The organism is Kineosporiaceae bacterium SCSIO 59966 (assembly GCA_020881835.1).
Taxonomy (GTDB): Bacteria; Actinomycetota; Actinomycetes; order Actinomycetales; family SCSIO-59966; genus SCSIO-59966.
In genome coordinates, this window is the sequence record CP052876.1 from 1,819,633 (window position 1) to 1,837,645 (window position 18,013).

The 18,013-nt window shown below is 72.4% G+C and carries 17 protein-coding genes; 7 read left to right on the forward strand and 10 right to left on the reverse strand.

Features of this window, described 5'->3' with window-relative positions:
• Positions 1-253 precede the first annotated feature (253 nt).
• Positions 254-1,573 carry an IS1380 family transposase gene (locus tag HJG43_08440; protein UER55835.1) on the reverse strand — a complete coding sequence of 440 codons (1,320 nt, stop codon included), beginning with the start codon at positions 1,571-1,573 and terminating at the stop codon, positions 254-256.
• 130 nt (positions 1,574-1,703) lie between these two features.
• Between HJG43_08440 and HJG43_08445 the strand changes: the two genes are divergently transcribed.
• Complete coding sequence (locus tag HJG43_08445) at positions 1,704-3,065, forward strand: IS1380 family transposase (GenBank protein UER54561.1); 1,362 nt, start codon at positions 1,704-1,706, stop codon at positions 3,063-3,065.
• A gap of 224 nt (positions 3,066-3,289) precedes the next feature.
• Here the strand turns inward: HJG43_08445 and HJG43_08450 are convergent, their stop codons facing one another.
• Positions 3,290-4,579, reverse strand: a complete 1,290-nt coding sequence (locus tag HJG43_08450) for an ISL3 family transposase (GenBank protein ID UER54562.1) — start codon at positions 4,577-4,579, stop codon at positions 3,290-3,292.
• On the opposite strand from HJG43_08450, the gene HJG43_08455 reads away from it, so the two are divergent.
• The gene (locus HJG43_08455; GenBank protein ID UER55836.1) at positions 4,561-5,154 is read left to right on the forward strand and encodes an HNH endonuclease; all 594 of its coding nucleotides are present in this window, start codon (positions 4,561-4,563) and stop codon (positions 5,152-5,154) included. The two genes, HJG43_08450 and HJG43_08455, sit on opposite strands and share 19 nt — an antisense overlap.
• A 47-nt stretch (positions 5,155-5,201) precedes the next feature.
• Here the strand turns inward: HJG43_08455 and HJG43_08460 are convergent, their stop codons facing one another.
• The 3 genes from HJG43_08460 to miaB form a co-directional block, all read right to left on the reverse strand.
• Positions 5,202-6,131, reverse strand: coding sequence for a diaminopimelate epimerase (locus HJG43_08460; GenBank protein UER54563.1), 930 nt, complete (start codon positions 6,129-6,131; stop codon positions 5,202-5,204).
• A 9-nt stretch (positions 6,132-6,140) separates the two neighbouring features.
• Positions 6,141-7,310 carry a tRNA (adenosine(37)-N6)-dimethylallyltransferase MiaA gene (gene miaA, locus HJG43_08465; protein ID UER54564.1) on the reverse strand — a complete coding sequence of 390 codons (1,170 nt, stop codon included), beginning with the start codon at positions 7,308-7,310 and terminating at the stop codon, positions 6,141-6,143.
• 184 nt (positions 7,311-7,494) lie between these two features.
• Positions 7,495-8,973, reverse strand: coding sequence for a tRNA (N6-isopentenyl adenosine(37)-C2)-methylthiotransferase MiaB (gene miaB, locus HJG43_08470; protein UER54565.1), 1,479 nt, complete (start codon positions 8,971-8,973; stop codon positions 7,495-7,497).
• 234 nt (positions 8,974-9,207) lie between these two features.
• On the opposite strand from miaB, the gene HJG43_08475 reads away from it, so the two are divergent.
• The 4 genes from HJG43_08475 to HJG43_08490 all read left to right on the forward strand — a co-directional run bounded on the left by HJG43_08475 (position 9,208) and on the right by HJG43_08490 (position 12,528).
• The gene (locus tag HJG43_08475) at positions 9,208-9,948 is read left to right on the forward strand and encodes an amino acid ABC transporter ATP-binding protein (protein ID UER54566.1); all 741 of its coding nucleotides are present in this window, start codon (positions 9,208-9,210) and stop codon (positions 9,946-9,948) included.
• 76 nt (positions 9,949-10,024) lie between these two features.
• Positions 10,025-10,891, forward strand: coding sequence for a glutamate ABC transporter substrate-binding protein (locus HJG43_08480; protein ID UER54567.1), 867 nt, complete (start codon positions 10,025-10,027; stop codon positions 10,889-10,891).
• Between the two features lie 69 nt (positions 10,892-10,960).
• Positions 10,961-11,608: an amino acid ABC transporter permease gene (locus HJG43_08485; protein ID UER54568.1), complete on the forward strand. Its 648-nt coding sequence runs from the start codon at positions 10,961-10,963 to the stop codon at positions 11,606-11,608.
• Positions 11,605-12,528 (forward strand): amino acid ABC transporter permease, encoded by a 924-nt coding sequence (locus HJG43_08490; GenBank protein ID UER54569.1) that lies wholly within the window; start codon positions 11,605-11,607, stop codon positions 12,526-12,528. The genes HJG43_08485 and HJG43_08490 overlap by 4 nt, the downstream gene beginning before the upstream one ends.
• Here HJG43_08490 and rny read toward each other — a convergent pair.
• The 3 genes from rny to recA form a co-directional block, all read right to left on the reverse strand.
• Positions 12,485-14,032: a ribonuclease Y gene (rny, locus tag HJG43_08495; GenBank protein UER54570.1), complete on the reverse strand. Its 1,548-nt coding sequence runs from the start codon at positions 14,030-14,032 to the stop codon at positions 12,485-12,487. The genes HJG43_08490 and rny overlap by 44 nt on opposite strands.
• A 48-nt stretch (positions 14,033-14,080) precedes the next feature.
• The gene (locus HJG43_08500) at positions 14,081-14,581 is read right to left on the reverse strand and encodes a RecX family transcriptional regulator (GenBank protein UER55837.1); all 501 of its coding nucleotides are present in this window, start codon (positions 14,579-14,581) and stop codon (positions 14,081-14,083) included.
• Between the two features lie 217 nt (positions 14,582-14,798).
• Positions 14,799-15,845: a recombinase RecA gene (gene recA / locus HJG43_08505; protein UER54571.1), complete on the reverse strand. Its 1,047-nt coding sequence runs from the start codon at positions 15,843-15,845 to the stop codon at positions 14,799-14,801.
• 262 nt (positions 15,846-16,107) lie between these two features.
• Here recA and HJG43_08510 point away from each other — a divergent pair, with 262 nt between their 5' ends.
• Entirely contained in the window at positions 16,108-16,476 is a 369-nt protein-coding gene (locus HJG43_08510) for a pyridoxamine 5'-phosphate oxidase family protein (protein UER54572.1), read from the forward strand.
• Here HJG43_08510 and HJG43_08515 read toward each other — a convergent pair.
• Both HJG43_08515 and HJG43_08520 read right to left on the reverse strand, forming a co-directional pair.
• Positions 16,434-17,189, reverse strand: coding sequence for an ABC transporter permease (locus tag HJG43_08515; GenBank protein UER55838.1), 756 nt, complete (start codon positions 17,187-17,189; stop codon positions 16,434-16,436). The genes HJG43_08510 and HJG43_08515 overlap by 43 nt on opposite strands.
• A 61-nt stretch (positions 17,190-17,250) precedes the next feature.
• Positions 17,251-18,012, reverse strand: a complete 762-nt coding sequence (locus HJG43_08520) for an ABC transporter permease (GenBank protein UER55839.1) — start codon at positions 18,010-18,012, stop codon at positions 17,251-17,253.
• Position 18,013 lies beyond the last annotated feature (1 nt).

The window sequence follows — 18,013 nt, forward strand, 5'->3', positions numbered from 1 at the left end:
GCGCGGCCGGTGCCGGTGCCCGTGGTGAGCGCCTCGGAGGCGGATCTGACCCTGATTTTTCAGCCGGGTTCGCCCTGCCCGGTTTGTCTTGATCGGATTCGACGATTCCGGGCCCGTTGGGGTCAGCGGTTGAGGCGTCGGCTCGGTCGCTGACTCCGTTGGGTTGCTGTCTGCTGCTGATGAGGGCGTCCGGGGGTGATCAGGGCGCGTGTCATCGCATTGGGTGCTCGGTGATCTTGTGGTTCGGTGGTGGTCAGCCGAAGGCGGGCAGGGCCCGTATCCGTTTGAGCGCGTCGGTGAACGCTTCGACGTGGGGGTAGGCGGCGGCGAACCGCAGGTGCAGGCGCCGCCCGGAGCGCACGAGGCGGGCGGCGACGTTCAGGAACGCCAGCCGCAGTCGTTTGCCGCGGGCGCGGCGGTACGCCCGGGGCAGGGCCAAGGTCCGCAGCCACAGGGCGACGTTGTGGGCCAGCGCGGCGGCCTGCCAGTACAGCCAGTTCCCGAAGAACGACTGGACGGGTGCGTGGATCATCCCGAAGTCGTTCTTGAGCGCCCGGATGGTGTCCTCGGGGATCCCGCCGCGCAGCCGGTGGTGGGCCTCCACCTCGGCTGCGGTCATCCGCTCGCCCGGCACGTTGGTGATGATGGCGTGCAGCCGCCAGCCGTCCAGGTCGTCGATCGCCAGCTGCTCGCCGTCGGCCTTGGGTTGGCGGCGCACGATCAACCGCACGGTGCGCCCGAGCAACGTCGTGCTGGTCTCGGCGACCTGGCTGCCCTTGCCGGTCTCGTTGCCGAGTGCCGGCGCCCAGACCGTGGCGTCGTCGCTGGCCAGCGCGTGCACCGCGGCGGCGACGTTCGGGTAGTCGCGGGCGGTGACCGAGTAGTCCGCGTCGTGGCGTTCGGCGGCCGCGATCACCTGGTCCTGGTAGCCGGCGGAGTCCACCCGGATCCACAGTCGATAGGAGCCCCGGCAGCCCGTTGGGATGGCGCCGACGCACTCGTCGATGAAGCTGCCCATCGCGCGGCCGTCGTTGGCGGCGCCGCCGCGGGCCCGCAGCGCCAGCACGTCCCCGGTCTCCCCGCACACCCCGACCAGCGGGGACAGCGCCGTCTGCCCGGTCCGGGAGAACGCGCTGCCTTCCTTGCCCGGCCCGTAGACCGCCACCCTCGTGGCGTCCGGGTCGATCGTCAGCCGGTTCCCGTCGGGGGCGGCGCCGCAGGCCCACGCCCGGCGCAGCATCGCCCGGTTGACCGCCGCGGCCTTGACGACCCGGCCCAGGTCCGCCCCGGCCAGGAACCGCCACGAGGTGGCGACGCTCGGCAGCGCGTTCGCGCCGCGCAGCGCGGCGGTCGCGGGGTCGGCCAGCAGGTACCGGTCGGACAGGAAGTCCCCGCCGGCCAGCAGCATCTCCACCAGCGCCCGGTAACATTCACCCCCGGTGTAGCCGCCGGGGCCGATCGGGCGCAGCTCGCGCCGGTCGGCCTCGGCCACGAGATTCAGCCGGTCCAGCACCGGACCCCACAACGCCACCCCCGCCACCGGCGTCAGATCCGCCTCCGAGGCGCTCACCACGGGCACCGGCACCGGCCGCGCCGGACGCGCCAGCACGACATCCTCGACCTCGAACAACAGCCCGGTATCGTTCACCTCGAAGGTGCCCTTCCTGCTCGGTGATCGCGGCTTCGACAACCACGATCTTCCCTTGCAGCAAGGGCACTTTCGCGTCACGACACGGGCGTCAAGTCATCGCCGGCTGCAAAATCAGGGTCTGACGCCGGTGGCGGGGGTGGCGTTGTGGGGTCCGGTGCTGGACCGGCTGAATCTCGTGGCCGAGGCCGACCGGCGCGAGCTGCGCCCGATCGGCCCCGGCGGCTACACCGGGGGTGAATGTTACCGGGCGCTGGTGGAGATGCTGCTGGCCGGCGGGGACTTCCTGTCCGACCGGTACCTGCTGGCCGACCCCGCGACCGCCGCGCTGCGCGGCGCGAACGCGCTGCCGAGCGTCGCCACCTCGTGGCGGTTCCTGGCCGGGGCGGACCTGGGCCGGGTCGTCAAGGCCGCGGCGGTCAACCGGGCGATGCTGCGCCGGGCGTGGGCCTGCGGCGCCGCCCCCGACGGGAACCGGCTGACGATCGACCCGGACGCCACGAGGGTGGCGGTCTACGGGCCGGGCAAGGAAGGCAGCGCGTTCTCCCGGACCGGGCAGACGGCGCTGTCCCCGCTGGTCGGGGTGTGCGGGGAGACCGGGGACGTGCTGGCGCTGCGGGCCCGCGGCGGCGCCGCCAACGACGGCCGCGCGATGGGCAGCTTCATCGACGAGTGCGTCGGCGCCATCCCAACGGGCTGCCGGGGCTCCTATCGACTGTGGATCCGGGTGGACTCCGCCGGCTACCAGGACCAGGTGATCGCGGCCGCCGAACGCCACGACGCGGACTACTCGGTCACCGCCCGCGACTACCCGAACGTCGCCGCCGCGGTGCACGCGCTGGCCAGCGACGACGCCACGGTCTGGGCGCCGGCACTCGGCAACGAGACCGGCAAGGGCAGCCAGGTCGCCGAGACCAGCACGACGTTGCTCGGGCGCACCGTGCGGTTGATCGTGCGCCGCCAACCCAAGGCCGACGGCGAGCAGCTGGCGATCGACGACCTGGACGGCTGGCGGCTGCACGCCATCATCACCAACGTGCCGGGCGAGCGGATGACCGCAGCCGAGGTGGAGGCCCACCACCGGCTGCGCGGCGGGATCCCCGAGGACACCATCCGGGCGCTCAAGAACGACTTCGGGATGATCCACGCACCCGTCCAGTCGTTCTTCGGGAACTGGCTGTACTGGCAGGCCGCCGCGCTGGCCCACAACGTCGCCCTGTGGCTGCGGACCTTGGCCCTGCCCCGGGCGTACCGCCGCGCCCGCGGCAAACGACTGCGGCTGGCGTTCCTGAACGTCGCCGCCCGCCTCGTGCGCTCCGGGCGGCGCCTGCACCTGCGGTTCGCCGCCGCCTACCCCCACGTCGAAGCGTTCACCGACGCGCTCAAACGGATACGGGCCCTGCCCGCCTTCGGCTGACCACCACCGAACCACAAGATCACCGAGCACCCAATGCGATGACACGCGCCCTGATCACCCCCGGACGCCCTCATCAGCAGCAGACAGCAACCCAACGGAGTCAGCGACCGAGCCGACGCCTCAACCGCTGACCCCAACGGGCCCGGAATCGTCGAATCCGATCAAGACAAACCGGGCAGGGCGAACCCGGCTGAAAAATCAGGCTCTCCTGACTGATCCGTGGGTCATCTGCGGCCGGGGAGGGTGGGGCGGTGGCCGCCGAGGTTGAGCATGGCGAGGGCGATGAGGGCCTGTGGTGAGGCGAAGCCGAACGCGATTCTCGTGATGAGCCGGATCTTGGTGTTGACCGATTCGATGCGGCCGTTGGACAGTCCGTGGGCGATCGCGGCGAGGATCGCGGCCTTGTGTTTGACGATGCGGCGCTGGAGCGCGACGAAGGCGTCGATGCGGCAGCGTCGCGCCCAGGCGATCCAGGCCTCGAGCGCCTCGACGGCTTCCTGGTAGGGGAGCTGGAAGACCAGCCGCAGGCCCTCCTTGAGCAGGTACGCGCGGTACAGCTTCGGGTCGTTCTTGGCGATCCAGTCCAGTTTGGCTGCCTGTCGTGGGGTCAGGTTCTCGGGGTTCTTCCACAGTGCCCAGCGGGCGCGTTTGAGGGTCTTGGCGTGGCCGGTGGCGATGCGTTGGGGTCGTCCGTGGGAGCGGCCGTTGCCGGTGGTCCCGCCCGGTGCTCGGCGGGCGGTGTTCCAGGCCTGCCGGCGCACGGCGTCCAGGGCGTCGGTGGCCCAGCGCACGACGTGGAAGGAGTCCGCGCAGCGCACCGCGTTCGGGCAGCGCTGGGTGACCACGTCCTCGATCCAGTCAGCGCCATCGGCGCTGACGTGAGTGATCAACGCGCAGCGGTCCTCGCCGAGGGCATCGAAGAACGCCGCGACGGTGCGCCGGTCCCGTCCCGGCGCGGCCCACACCAGGCGGCCGGTGTCGTGGTCGACGACCACGGTGAGGTACTTGTAACCGCGCTTGTAGGAGATCTCGTCGATCCCGATGCGCCGCAACCCGGCGAACCGGTCGTTCACCGCCTCGACGTCGGCCCAGACCCGGCTCACGATCGACCCGACAGTGCGCCACGCGATCCGCATCAACTCGGTGATCGCGGTCTTGGAGCACTGGGTGGCCAGCCAGGCGACCTGCTCGTCGAAGGCGAGGGTGTGTCCGGCGTCGTGCCGCGCCCACGGCACCGCCGCCACCGTCGGACCATGCACCGCGCAGTTCACCCGCGGGGCGTCGGCCTCCAAGAACACCTGGACCGTGCCCAGGTCCAGGGCACGCCACCGCCGTCGTCCCTGCCCGCGGTCGTAGGAAGGAGCTCTGCGCTGGCACCGCCCACACCGCGCACGGGCCCGGGCACGCGGCCGCACATGGGCGACCAACCGCTGGTCGTCCTCCTCGAACTCAACGTCCTCGACGACCGTCTTCTCGACCCCCAGCAGGGCCCGCCATAAGGTGCTGTTCTGCACGCCGTTCTCCGCTCACTGGTTCCTGGCCCTTGACAGCTCAGAAACCTACGCAGAGAACGGCGTGCGCCCATCCAGGCACGCCCACCCACCCACGGAAGCAGCAGGAGAGCCAAAAATCAGGGTCAGAGGTGCTGCAGCGCGACTCGGAGGTCGCCGTCACGTTCGGCTCCGGGTGCACGGTGGCGACCGGCCGCTGGACCTCCCCCTACGACGGCGCCGTGTGGACCCTGGCCTCGGACGTCGACATCGACCACGTCGTCCCGCTCGCCGAGGCGTGGGCGTCCGGGATCCGGACCGACGGCTGGCCGGCGTCCCGGCGGGTCGCCTACGCCAACGACCTCGGGTACGACTGGTCGCTGCTGGCGGTGACCGACAACGTCAACCAGAGCAAGGGGGACCGGGACCCGGCCGAGTGGCTCCCGCCGTCCCCCGAGGCCCGGTGCACCTACGCCGTCCAGTGGGTCTCGGTGAAGCACCGGTGGGACCTCAGCGTCGACACGACCGAGCAGTCCGCGCTCACGTCGCTGCTCGACACCTGTGAGCCGGTGCCGGTCGCGGTCCCGCCCCGGCCCTGAGGCCGTCTGGGCCAGTCTGGGCCCGTCTGGGCCCGTGTGCGCCGGCGTCAGCCGGCGGCGACCCACCCCGGGTCCAGGACGCCGTCCGCGACCAGCACGGCGGGCCCGGCGAGCTCCACCCGTGACCCGCTGACCCGGACGCCGAGCGTCCCACCCGGGACGTCGACCAGCCAGCGGTCCGGGCCGGTCGCACCGGCCCAGGCCCGCGCGGCCAGGGCGGCCGCGCAGGCCCCGGTCCCGCAGGAGCGGGTCTCGCCCACCCCTCGCTCGTGCACCCGCATCCGCAGCCGCCCGACCGTCTCACCGCCGACGTCCTCGGGGTCGAGGGGGACGACGAGCTCGACGTTCGTGCCGTCCAGCGGCACGGGCTCGACGAGCGGGGGGCGGGTGAGGTCGACGGCGGCGAGCTCGGCGTGCTCGGCCAGGGCGACGACGGTGTGCGGGTTGCCGAGGTCGACCGACAGCGCGGGCCGGGCGACCTCCAGGCCCGGCACGTGCACCGTCGCGTCGTGACCGGCGGCGACGGCGTCCCGACCGCCGGGCACCCGCCACGGCCCCATGTCGACGGCGATCCAGGCCGGGTCCACGGCCCCGGCCGTGCCGCCGTCCCGGACGGTCTTGACCCCGTCGCGGGTGCCGATCGGCAGCCCGGCGGCGAGCGCCCCGGGCTCGACGAGCCGCTCGCGCAGCAGGTAGGCGGTGAGCACCCGGACGCCGTTGCCGCACATCTCGGCGACGGTGCCGTCGGCGTTGCGGTAGTCCATAAACCACTCGCTGGCGGCGGAGTCCGGCACGTCCTCGCCCAGCGCCGCGGTGCGGACCACCCGGATGAGCCCGTCGCCGCCGACACCGGCGCGCCGGTCGCAGATGCGGGCGACGAGACGGGCGTCGAGGTCGAGGTCGCCGTCGGGGTCGGGCACGAGGACGAAGTCGTTCTCGGTGCCGTGCCCCTTGGTGAACCGGATGCCCTCGCCCATGGCTCGAGCCTACGGGCCGGGCCGTTGGGCGCCGTCCGCCGCGGGGCCGGCGTCCGCCGCGTCCACGGCGTCCACGTCGTCCAGAGAGTCCACGGCGTCCACGACGGCCAGGGCCCGGTCGAGCAGGTCGGGGGCGGCCGCGTCCAGCCAGACGACGCGCTGGTCACGGGCGAACCACCGCTCCTGACGGCGGGCGAGCCGGCGGGTCGCGCGGACCGTGTCAGCGCGTGCCTGGCTGTCGGTGAGCCTGCCGTCGAGCAGGTCGAGCACCTGGGCGTAGCCGACGGCGCGGGACGCCGTCCGGCCGCGACGCAGCCCCGCGGCCTCCAGCCGGCGCACCTCGTCGACCAGGCCGCTTGCCCACATGGCGTCGACGCGGGCGGCGATCCGCTCGTCGAGCACCGGCCGCGGCAGGGTGAGCCCCAGCCGCACCGAGGGCATCGCCGGTCGTCCGGTCGGCAGGGTCGCGGTGAACGGGCGCCCGGTGATCTCGACGACCTCCAGGGCCCGGACGACGCGGCGCACGTTGCCGGGCAGGATCGCCGAGGCCGCGGCGGGGTCGACGGCGGCCAGGCGGGCGTGCAGAGCCGCCGGTCCGACGTCGGCGGCCTCGGCCTCCAGCCGGGCCCGGACGGCGGGGTCGGTGCCGGGCAGGTCGAGCTCGTCGAGGACGGCGCGGACGTACAGCCCGGAGCCACCGACGAGCAGCGGGGTGCCCCCACGGGCGGCTACCGCGGCGAGGTCGGCGCGGGCGTGCCGCTGGTAGGCCGCGACGCTGGCCTCCTCGGTGACGTCGAGGACGTCGAGCTGGTGGTGCGGGACGCCGCGGCGCTGGGCCAGCGGGACCTTGGCGGTGCCGACGTCCATCCCCCGGTACAGCTGGGAGGCGTCGGCGTTGACCACTTCCCCGGGGCGGCCACGGTCCGCGAGAGCCTCGGCGAGGTCGAGGGCGAGGTCGGACTTGCCAGTGGCCGTCGGCCCCACCACCGCCACCACGACCGCCCTCGTCCTCGTCGTCGTCACACCCACTCCTCGGTGATCATGCAATCCCGCCACCCCGACCCGAGCCGCACCCCCTCGGTGATCATGCAATCCCGCCACCCCGCGAGCCGCACCCCCTCGGTGATCATGCAATCCCGCCACCCCCCCCGAGAGATGAAAGCTTGTCGTGGTTGCCATGTCAGCCCACGTCGGGAGGCACGCCTCCACCACAGAATGCTGCGTCGGGCACAGCCTGGCCGGCGTGTCGCGCCCACAACCCAGCATTCTGCGAGCGGGAGGGTGGCGGGATTGCATGATCACGAATGAAGGGGACGCAGCGGGTCAGCGAGTCAGCGGGTCAGCGGGGCGGCGGCACAACGGGTCAGTGGCGCAGCGTGGGCAGCCCCAGCGGGACCGGACCTCCCGCCGCGGCACCCGCTGCCGCGGTCGCCGGGACGCCGCAGGTGTCGGCCTGCCGCCGGTCCCACGCGTCCCCGGCCCGGGTTCGGCGCAGCGCGATGACCCCGCCGTCGGCAACAAGGTGGTGCGGAGCGCCGTAGTCGACCCGAACGGTGACGACGTCGCCGGGCCGCGGCACCTCGGCGGCGTCACCGAGCGCGAAGTGCACGAGCCGACCGTCGCGGGCCCGGCCGGTCAGCCGCGCGGTGGCGTCGTCCTTGCGCCCCTCTCCCACCGAGACGAGCACCTCGAGCTCCCGCCCCTCCTGAGCCCGGTTCTCCTCCCAGGAGATCTGCTCCTGCAGGGCGACGAGCCGCTCGTAGCGCTCCTGGACCACCGTCTTCGGGAGCTGGTCCGGCAGGTCGGCGGCCGGCGTCCCCGGTCGGCGGGAGTACTGAAAAGTGAAGGCCTGGGCAAACCTGGCCTGCTCCACGACGTCCAGGGTGGCCTGGAAGTCCTCCTCTGTCTCGCCCGGGAACCCGACGATGATGTCGGTGGTGATCGCGGCGTCCGGGATGCGCGCCCGCACCCGGTCGAGGATGTCGAGGAACCGCGCCGACCGGTAGGAGCGGCGCATCGCGCGCAGCACCCGGTCCGAGCCGGACTGCAGCGGCATGTGCAGCTGCGGCATGACGTTGTGGGTCTCGGCCATGGCGGCGATGACGTCGTCGGTGAACGCCGCCGGGTGGGGGCTGGTGAACCGGACCCGTTCGAGGCCGTCGATGGTGCCGCAGGCGCGCAGCAGCTTGCCGAACGCCTCCCGGTCGCCGAACTCGACGCCGTAGGTGTTGACGTTCTGCCCGAGCAGGGTGACCTCGACGGCGCCGTCGTCGACGAGCGCCTGCACCTCGGCGAGGACGTCCCCGGGCCGGCGGTCCTTCTCCTTGCCGCGCAGCGACGGCACGATGCAGAACGTGCAGGTGTTGTTGCAGCCGACACTGATCGACACCCACCCGGACGACGTGCTGTCGCGCTTGGTCGGCAGGGTGGAGGGGAACACCTCGAGCGCCTCGAGGATCTCGACCTGGGCCTCCGCGTTGTGCCGGGCCCGCTCGAGCAACGCCGGCAGCGAGCCGATGTTGTGCGTGCCGAAGACGACGTCGACCCACGGGGCGCGCCGCACGATCGTGTCGCGGTCCTTCTGGGCCAGGCAGCCGCCGACGGCGATCTGCATCCCCGGCCGGCCGGCCTTGCGCGGGGCGAGGTGGCCGAGGTTGCCGTAGAGCTTGTTGTCCGCGTTCTCCCGGACGGCGCAGGTGTTGAGGACGACGACGTCCGCGGCGTCCGGGTCGGTCGCCGGCACGTACCCGGCGTCCTCGAGCAGGCCGGCGAGGCGCTCGGAGTCGTGGACGTTCATCTGGCACCCGAAGGTGCGCACGGTGTAGCTGCGGGGGGTCGTCATGGCGCCGTCCAGGGTACGTCGTCCGGGCCGGGGCCGAGGCCGCGCACGAGGGTGGCGGGATTGCATGATCACCGACGGGAGGGGGGAGGGTGGCGGGATTGCATGATCACCGAGGGGAGGGGGCAGGGTGGCGGGATTGCATGATCACCGGGGAGGTTGCGGGATGGTCACAGTCGGGGCCTGATCTCGGCGCGATGGTGTGCTCAGGCTGTCCGGAACGCTAGGTTCCGCACCATGTCCGAGCCCCTCGTCGTGCTGGAGAAGGTCAACAAGCACTTCGGCGACCTGCACGTCCTCAAGGACATCGACCTCACCGTGCACCGTGGTGAGGTGGTCGTCGTCATCGGCCCGTCGGGGTCCGGCAAGTCCACGCTGTGCCGAGCCATCAACCGGCTCGAACCCATCGAGTCCGGCCGGATCACCCTGGACGGCGTGCCGCTGCCGGAGGAGGGCAAGGACCTCGCCCGGCTGCGCGCGGACGTCGGCATGGTGTTCCAGTCCTTCAACCTGTTCGCCCACAAGACCGTGCTGGAGAACGTGACGCTCGGTCCGCTGAAGGTGCGACGGCAGAAGAAGGACGCCGTCGAGCAGCGGGCCCGCCAGCTCCTCGAGCGCGTCGGCGTGGCCGACCAGGCGGACAAGTACCCGGCCCAGCTCTCCGGCGGCCAGCAGCAGCGCGTCGCGATCGCCCGGGCCCTGGCCATGGACCCCAAGGTGATGCTCTTCGACGAGCCCACGTCGGCACTCGACCCCGAGATGATCAACGAGGTGCTCGACGTCATGACGAACCTCGCCCAGGAGGGCATGACCATGATCGTCGTCACCCACGAGATGGGGTTCGCCCGCCGCGCGGCGAACCGCGTCGTGTTCATGGCCGGCGGCGAGATCGTCGAGACCAGCACCCCCGACGAGTTCTTCACCAATCCTCAGTCCCCGCGGGCGCAGGACTTCCTGTCGAAGATCCTGACCCACTGAGATGCTCACCCACGGCGGGCGCAGCCGCACTGGCGCCGTCCGAACCACCCGCACACCGACACTGGAGGACCACCTCATGCGGTTCCGTCGCAGCACTTTCGCCGCCGGCCTGGCCGTCGCGGCCCTGACCCTGTCCGCCTGCGGAGGCGGGGAGGACGAGCCCGTCACCGAGGTGGAGGAGAGCCCCGAGTTCGAGGCCGGCACCACCATGGCCGAGCTCGCCGAGGCCGACTCCATCACCATCGGCACGAAGTTCGACCAGCCGCTGTTCGGCCTGCGCGGCCCCAGCGGTGACCCGGAGGGCTTCGACGTCGAGATCGGCAAGCTCATCGCCGCCGAGCTGGGCATCGAGCCGGAGAACATCGAGTGGGTCGAGACCGTCTCGGCCAACCGTGAGTCGTTCATCGAGGAGGGCCGCGTCGACATCGTCGTCGCCACCTACACGATCAACGACGCCCGCAAGGAGCGGGTCGACTTCGCCGGCCCGTACTTCGTCGCCGGCCAGACCCTCCTCGTGCTCGAGGAGAACACCGACATCAACGGCCCGGAGGACCTGGCCGGCAAGACCGTCTGCACCGTGGAGGGCTCGACCCCGGCGGAGAACATCCGGGAGAACTTCCCCGAGGCGGAGCTGTCGCTCACCGACGCCTACGGCAACTGCCTCGAGCCGCTGCGCAACGGCCAGGTGGACGCCGTGACGACGGACAACGTCATCCTGTCCGGCTTCGTGGACCAGAACCCCGGTGAGTTCAAGATCGTCGGGGAGCCCTTCACCGAGGAGCCGTACGGCATCGGCCTGCAGAAGGGCGACGACGCCTTCCGCGACTTCATCAACGACGTCCTCGAGGAGTCCTACGAGAACGGCGCCTGGGCGGAGGCCTGGGAGAAGACCGCGGGCACCGTCCTGGAGACCCCGGAGCCGCCGGCGGTCGACCGGTACTGACGACCTGGACGACGTCCCGGGCCCGTCCGTCGGGCCCGGGACGTCGCCGGACCGCGCCGAGGAGGTGACGTGGACGCCATCATCGACAACGCCGACCTGTACTGGGAAGGCTTCACGACGACGCTGAGCCTGGCGGTCGTGTCCGGTGCCCTGGCCCTGGTGCTGGGCACCGTGCTCGGGGCGTTCCGCGTCTCGCCCATCCCGCCGTTGCGGCTCGCCGGCGCCTGGTACGTCGAGACGGTCCGCAACACCCCGCTGACGGTGGTGTTCTTCTTCACCGTCTTCGTCATGCCGCAGGTCGGCATCCAGGTGCCGTTCTACTCCTCGGCGGTCGTCGCCCTGACCGTCTACACCGCGGCGTTCGTCTGCGAGGCGGTCCGCTCCGGGGTGAACTCGGTCGGGGTGGGGCAGGCGGAGGCGGCCCGCTCCATCGGCCTGACGTTCGGCCAGTCGCTGCGTCACATCATCCTGCCGCAGGCGTTCCGCACGGTCATCCCGCCGCTCATCAACATCTTCATCGCGCTGACCAAGAACACGTCGGTGGCTGGCGGGTTCTTCGTCGCGGAGCTGTTCAACGTCGGGCGCCGGCTGTCGAACTCGCTGTCCGACCAGGTCCCCTGGGTGCTGCTCGGGGTCGCCCTGTTCTACCTGCTCATCACGATCCCGGCCGGCGTCCTCGCCGGCTGGGCGGAGCGGAAGGCGGCGTTCGCCCGATGAGCTCGGTCCTGTACGACGAGCCCGGCCCCCGCACCCGCCGGCTGATCCAGGTCGGCACCGTCGCCGGTGCCCTGGTGCTGGCCGGTGTCGCCGCCTTCGTCCTCGTCCAGTTCAGCTCTCGCGGGCTCTTCGACGCCGACCGCTGGGACATCTTCGTCGAGCGGACCGACGTGTGGGAGTTCCTCGGCCGGGGGCTGCTCGCCACGCTGCAGGCGGCCGCCACCGGCGCGGTGCTCGCCGGCGTCCTCGCCGTCGTGCTGGCCGTGCTGCGGATGTCGCGCAACGGGTTCGTCCGGCGTACCACCGCGGTGGTCATCGAGCTGTTTCGCGGGCTGCCGGTCGTGCTGCTCATGCTCGCCGGCGCGCTGCTGCTGCCGGTGTCGCTGTTCTGGGCCGTCGTCATCGGGCTGACGATCTACAACGCCGCCGTGATGGGCGAGATCCTGCGGGCCGGCATCCTGTCGCTGCCGAAGGGCCAGACGGAGGCGGCGTACGCGATCGGGCTCACCCACTTCCAGACGCTGCGGATGATCCTGCTGCCGCAGGCGGTCCGGCAGATGCTGCCGTCCCTGGTCAGCCAGCTCGTCGTGCTGCTCAAGGACACCTCACTCGGCTACATCGTCGGCTACCTGGAGCTGCTGCGGTCGGTGCAGAACCTGCGCGACTTCTTCGGCAACCGGTACCTGTTCTCGGTCTTCTTCGTCGCCGCCGCCATCTACATCACGGTGAACTTCCTCGTCTCCCGGCTGGCGGTGCTCACCGAGCGGGTGCTGTCCCGCTCGCGCAGCGGTGGCGGCGGGGACGTCGCCCCGGTGAACCTCGACGAGGGCACCCGGGACGGCGGGGTGGACACCAGGGGCGGGTCCGCCCCCACCGCTACGTCGCAGTCGCGGTCGCCCGGGACTCGCGAACGACAGTGATCCGGATCTGCCCCGGGTAGGTGAGCTCCTCGGTGACCTGGCGGGCGATGTCGCGGGCCAGCAGGTCCGCGGCGAGGTCGTCGACCTCCTCGGGGCGGACCATCACCCGGACCTCACGGCCGGCGGACATCGCGTAGACCTTCTCCACCCCCGGCCGGGACCCGGCGATCTCCTCGAGCCGGTGCAGCCGCTCGACGTAGGTCTCCAGGGCCTCGCGGCGGGCGCCCGGCCGCCCGCCGGAGCAGGCGTCCGCGGCCTGGGTCAGCACCGCCTCGACCGTCTGCGGCGGCACCTCGTCGTGGTGGGCGGCGATGGCGTGCACGACGTCGTCCGACTCCCCGTAGCGACGCGCCAGCTCGGCGCCGACGGCGGCGTGCGTGCCCTCGGCCTCGTGGGTGAGCGCCTTGCCGATGTCGTGCAGCAGCGCGCAGCGCTTGACCAGGGCGACGTCGACCCCGAGCTCGGCGGCCATCACGCCGGCGAGGTGGGCGCTCTCGACGAGGTGCGCGAGCACGTTCTGCCCGTAGGAGGTGCGCAGGTGCAGGGCGCCGAGGGTGCGGACGAGCTCCGGGTGCAGCCCGGTGACCCCGGCCTGCTCGACGGCGCGGGCACCGGCCCGCTCGATGGCCCGGGCGAGGTCGGCGTCCGCGGCCTCGACGGCCGCCTCGATCCGGCCGGGGTGGATCCGGCCGTCGGCGACGAGGGCCTCCAGCGCCAACCGGGCCCGCTCGCGGCGCACCGGGTCGAAGCAGGAGAGCAGGACCGCACCGGGCGCGTCGTCGACGACGAGGTTGACACCGGTGACGGCCTCGAAGTGCCGGATGTTGCGGCCCTCCCGGCCGATGATCCGTCCCTTCATCTCGTCGTTCGGCAGGTGGACGACGCTGACGACGGACTCGGCGGTCTGGTCCGAGGCGACCCGCTGGACGGCGTCCGCCACGATCCGACGGGCGATCGCCTCCCCGTCGCGCCGGGCCTCCTCCTCGATCCGGCGGACCGTGCCGAGCGCCTCGAGGCGAGCGGAGTCCCGCACCTCGGAGACGACCTCGGCCCGGGCCTGCTCGGCGGTCAGTCCGGCGACGCGCTCGAGCTCGGTGCGCCGCGCCTCGTCGGCGACCTTCCAGGCGGCGCGCCGCTCGGCCTCCTCGGCGTCCAGGGCCGCGCGCTGCTCCTCGGCGTCCCGGCGGGCCGCGGCCTGGTCGGCCTCGAGCCGGCGACGGGCCTGCTCCAGCTCGAGGCGGTCGGCGTCGAGCCGGTTGACCGCCTCGACGAGCCGGGCCTCCCGCTGGGCGAGCCGACGCTCCCGGGCGGCGAGCTCGCGGTCGGCACGCTCACGCTCGGTGCGGGTCTCGGTGAGCAGCTCCTGCGCCCGGGCGTGGGCCTCGGCGACCTCGCGCTCGGCGCGAGCGTGCAGGGCCCGTGCCTCCCGCCGGGCCAGCACGGTGAGGGCAGCGGCGACGAGCAGTCCCAGGACGAGGACGACGATCCCGGCGAGATCCGCCACGGCGCACCTCCTGCCAGCTGCCTACCGTTCTGGGAGGCTACCTCGGCGTCACCCGTCGTCGGCGGCCAGACCCGGCGGATGGTCCGGACCGAAGGCCTCGCCGGCCTCACCGGCGTTGCCCGCGTCGTGGGCCAGGCCGGCACCGGGGTCCTCGCCGGCCGACGTCTGCGCCTCCGCGGCGAGAGCGTCCCGGACGACCGCGATCGCCGTCCCCGGCGGGTAGCCCTTGCGGGCGAGCATCGAGGCGAGGCGCCGGATACGCCGCTCCCGGTCGAGCCCCCGGGTGGCCGGCAGCCGGCGCTCGACGAGGGCCCGGGCAGTGCGCAGCTCGTCGTCCGGCTCGAGCTCGTCGAGCGCCTCCCGGACCGTGTCGTCGTCGACCCCGCGGTGGCGGAGCTCCTGGGCCAGGGCCCGGCGGGCCAGGCCCTTGCCCGCCGAACGGGACCGCACCCACGTCCGGGCGTACTCGGCGTCGTCGACGAGGCGCACCTCCTCGAACCGGTCGAGCACCCTGTCGGCGACGTCCTCCGGGACGTCGCGGCGGGCCATGGCCTCGGCCAGCTGGTGCCGCGTACGGGGTGCTGCGGTGAGCTGGCGCAGGGCGATGGCGCGGGCGACCGACTCCGGGTCCGGTTCGGGGTCGGCGGCCGCTGGTCCCGACTGCGGTGGTTCCTCGGCCGGCCGGCGGCCCCGGGAACCGCGCGGTCCCGTGCTCACCTGCGCGCTCTTCTGCTCATCTGCGGTGTCAACCGTGGCGCCGGACGGCTCAGAAGTCGACCGGCGGGTCGACCGGCGCGTCAGCCGGCGCGTCGAGACGCGGCCCGACGCCGAGCTTCTCCTTGATCTTCTTCTCCAGCTCGTCGGCGAGGTCGGGGTTGTCCCGCAGGAAGGCGCGGGCGTTCTCCTTGCCCTGCCCGAGCTGGTCGCCCTCGTAGGTGTACCAGGCGCCGGACTTGCGCACGAAGCCCTGCTCGACACCCATGTCGATCAGACCACCCTCCCGGGAGATGCCGACGCCGTAGAGGATGTCGAACTCCGCCTGCTTGAACGGCGGCGACATCTTGTTCTTCACGACCTTGATGCGGGTCCGGTTGCCGACCGGCTCGCTGCCGTCCTTGAGCGTCTCGATCCGGCGGACGTCCAGCCGGATCGATGCGTAGAACTTCAGCGCCTTGCCCCCGGTCGTGGTCTCGGGGGAACCGAACATCACACCGATCTTCTCGCGCAGCTGGTTGATGAAGATGGCGGTGGTCTTGGAGTGGCTCAGCGCGCCGGTGATCTTCCGCAGCGCCTGGGACATGAGCCGGGCCTGCAGCCCGACGTGGCTGTCCCCCATCTCGCCCTCGATCTCCGCGCGGGGCACGAGCGCGGCCACCGAGTCGATGACGATGACGTCGAGCGCCCCGGAGCGGATCAGCATGTCCGCGATCTCCAGGGCCTGCTCGCCGGTGTCCGGCTGAGAGACCAGGAGGGCGTCGGTGTCGACACCGAGCTTCTTCGCGTACTCCGGGTCCAGGGCGTGCTCGGCGTCGATGAAGGCCGCGATACCGCCGGCCTTCTGCGCGTTGGCGACCGCGTGGAGGGCGACGGTCGTCTTGCCGCTGGACTCCGGGCCGTAGATCTCCACGACCCGGCCGCGGGGCAGGCCGCCGATGCCGAGAGCGACGTCGAGGGCGATCGACCCGGTGGGGATGACCTCGACCGGAGGACGCACGTCGTCGCCGAGGCGCATGACGGAGCCCTTACCGAACTGTCGGTCGATCTGCGCGAGAGCGGTGTCGAGCGCCTTCTCACGGTCTGCGGGAGCGGGCATGGCCTCACCTCTGGTCGGCGGCGCGGAGCGCCGGGGCTGCATGGTCCGTGCTGCGGTGGCTACTGGGGTCTTCGCTGTCGTGGCTGCTGGGGTCTTCATCGTCGGGGACGCTAACCGCCGCCACCGACACCGCCCGGCACGAGGACCGCCGCTGTGGACGACGACAGCACCCGGCCCGGGTTGTGCACAACCCTAGGACGTACAGGTGTTCGAGCGTCGGGCGACACGCCGCGACGCGGCCGACGGTGCCTACAGTGGCCGGGTGACCATCCCCGTCCCGCTCGAGGACCTCGCCGAAGCGCTCGCCGACCGCCCGTGGGCCTATCTCATGACGGTCTCCGACGACGCCCGGGTGCACGTGGTCGCCGTCGTCCCCGAGCTCACCGCAGCCGGGTTGCGGGTGGCCGAGCCCGGACGCCGGACCCGCGCCAACGCCGGCGCCCGCCCCGACGTCACCCTCGCCTACCCCCCTGCCGAGCCCGAGGGCTTCACCCTCGTCGTCGACGGCACCGCCACTGCCGACGAGGACGGGCCCCTCGTCGTCCGGCCCTCCTCGGCCGTCCTGCACCGACCGGCGCCGGTCCCCTCTCAGGACAGCAGCAGCCGCTCCAGCCGCCGGCCGGTGACGTAGAACCCGACCAGCCCCATGACGACGAGGTACGCGACGTGGCCGAGCAGGCCGACGTGCAGCTGGCCGATCATGACGTCGCGCACGAGCGCCACCCCGTGGTACAGCGGCGTGGCCTGCACGACGAGCTGGAGCGAGTCCGGGTACGTCGACAGCGGGAAGAACGTCGCGGAGAACAGGAACATCGGCAGGATGGCGAGCTGGACGTAGTCGAAGTCGACCCAGCTGCGCATGAACGTCGTCGCGGCCATGCCGACGCCGGCGAACGCGAACCCGATGAGGGTGGCGGCGGGCAGCGCGAGCAACGCCCACCAGGACTCGACCAGACCCGCCACCGCCACGACGACGAGGAACGCCACCGCGTACACCTGGCCGCGCAGCAGCGCCCAGCTGATCTCCCCGACCGCGACGTCACGCGGACCGAGCGGGGTGGCCAGCACCGAGTCGTAGAGCTTGGCGTACTTCAGCTTGAAGAAGACGTTGAAAGTGGAGTCGTAGACCGCGCCGTTCATCGCCGAGGCGGCAAGCAGCGCCGGGGCGACGAACGCGGCGTAGGGCACCTCGGCGCCGGAGTCGGTCGTCACGGCGCCGACGAGGGAGCCGAGCCCCACCCCGAGGGAGAACAGGTAGAAGACCGGCTCGAAGAACCCGGACACCAAGGTGATCCAGCCGTGCCGGAAGGCGCGCAGGTTGCGCTCGACGAGGGTGCGGGCCATCCCGGCCCCGGCGGGCAGTGGGACGGCGCGGGCCAGCCGGGTGGCGACCGGGACGCTCACCTCACACCTCCAGCCGCGAGCGGAAGGCGCGCCGGGCGAGGAGGAAGCCGCCCGCCGTCCACACCGCCAGGACGAGCACGTGACCGAGCACCGGCAGCACCTCCGCGGTCCCCAGGGACAGCGCCCGGCTCGCCGACACCCCGTGCCACAGCGGGGTGAACCAGGCGACCGGCTGCAGAACGCCGGGCAGCTGGCTGATCGGGAAGAACGTGCCGGAGAACAGGAACAGGGGCATGACGACGAACCGGAACAGCACGTTGAACCCGGCGTCGGACTCGGTGGTGGCGGCGAACGCGAACACCGGGGTCGCGAAGGCCATCCCGGTGAGGACGGCGACCGGCAGGGCGAGCACCACCCACCATGACAGGAGCACCCCGAGGGCCCCGGCGACGAGGAGGAACACCGCGCTGGTCACCAGCACCCGCAGCGCGACGTAGACGAGGTGGCCGACGAGCACGTCGGTGACACCCATCGGGCCGGCGAGCATGGCGTGGTACTGCCGCTGCCACTTGATCGCGCCCATGACGCTGAACGTGGACTCCCCCACGGCGGTCTGCATCGCGGTGGCGGCGAGGACCCCGGGGGCGATGAAGGAGACGTACGGGACCCCCAGCGCGTCGTTCGGGCCGCGGTCGACGAGGGTGGCCAGCCCGAAGCCCATCGCGGCGAGGAACAGCAGCGGGGTGAGGAAGCTCGACACCACCGACCCGCGCCAGGTCCGCCGGTAGTTCAGCAGCCAGTAGGACAGCGCCCGCGGCCACATC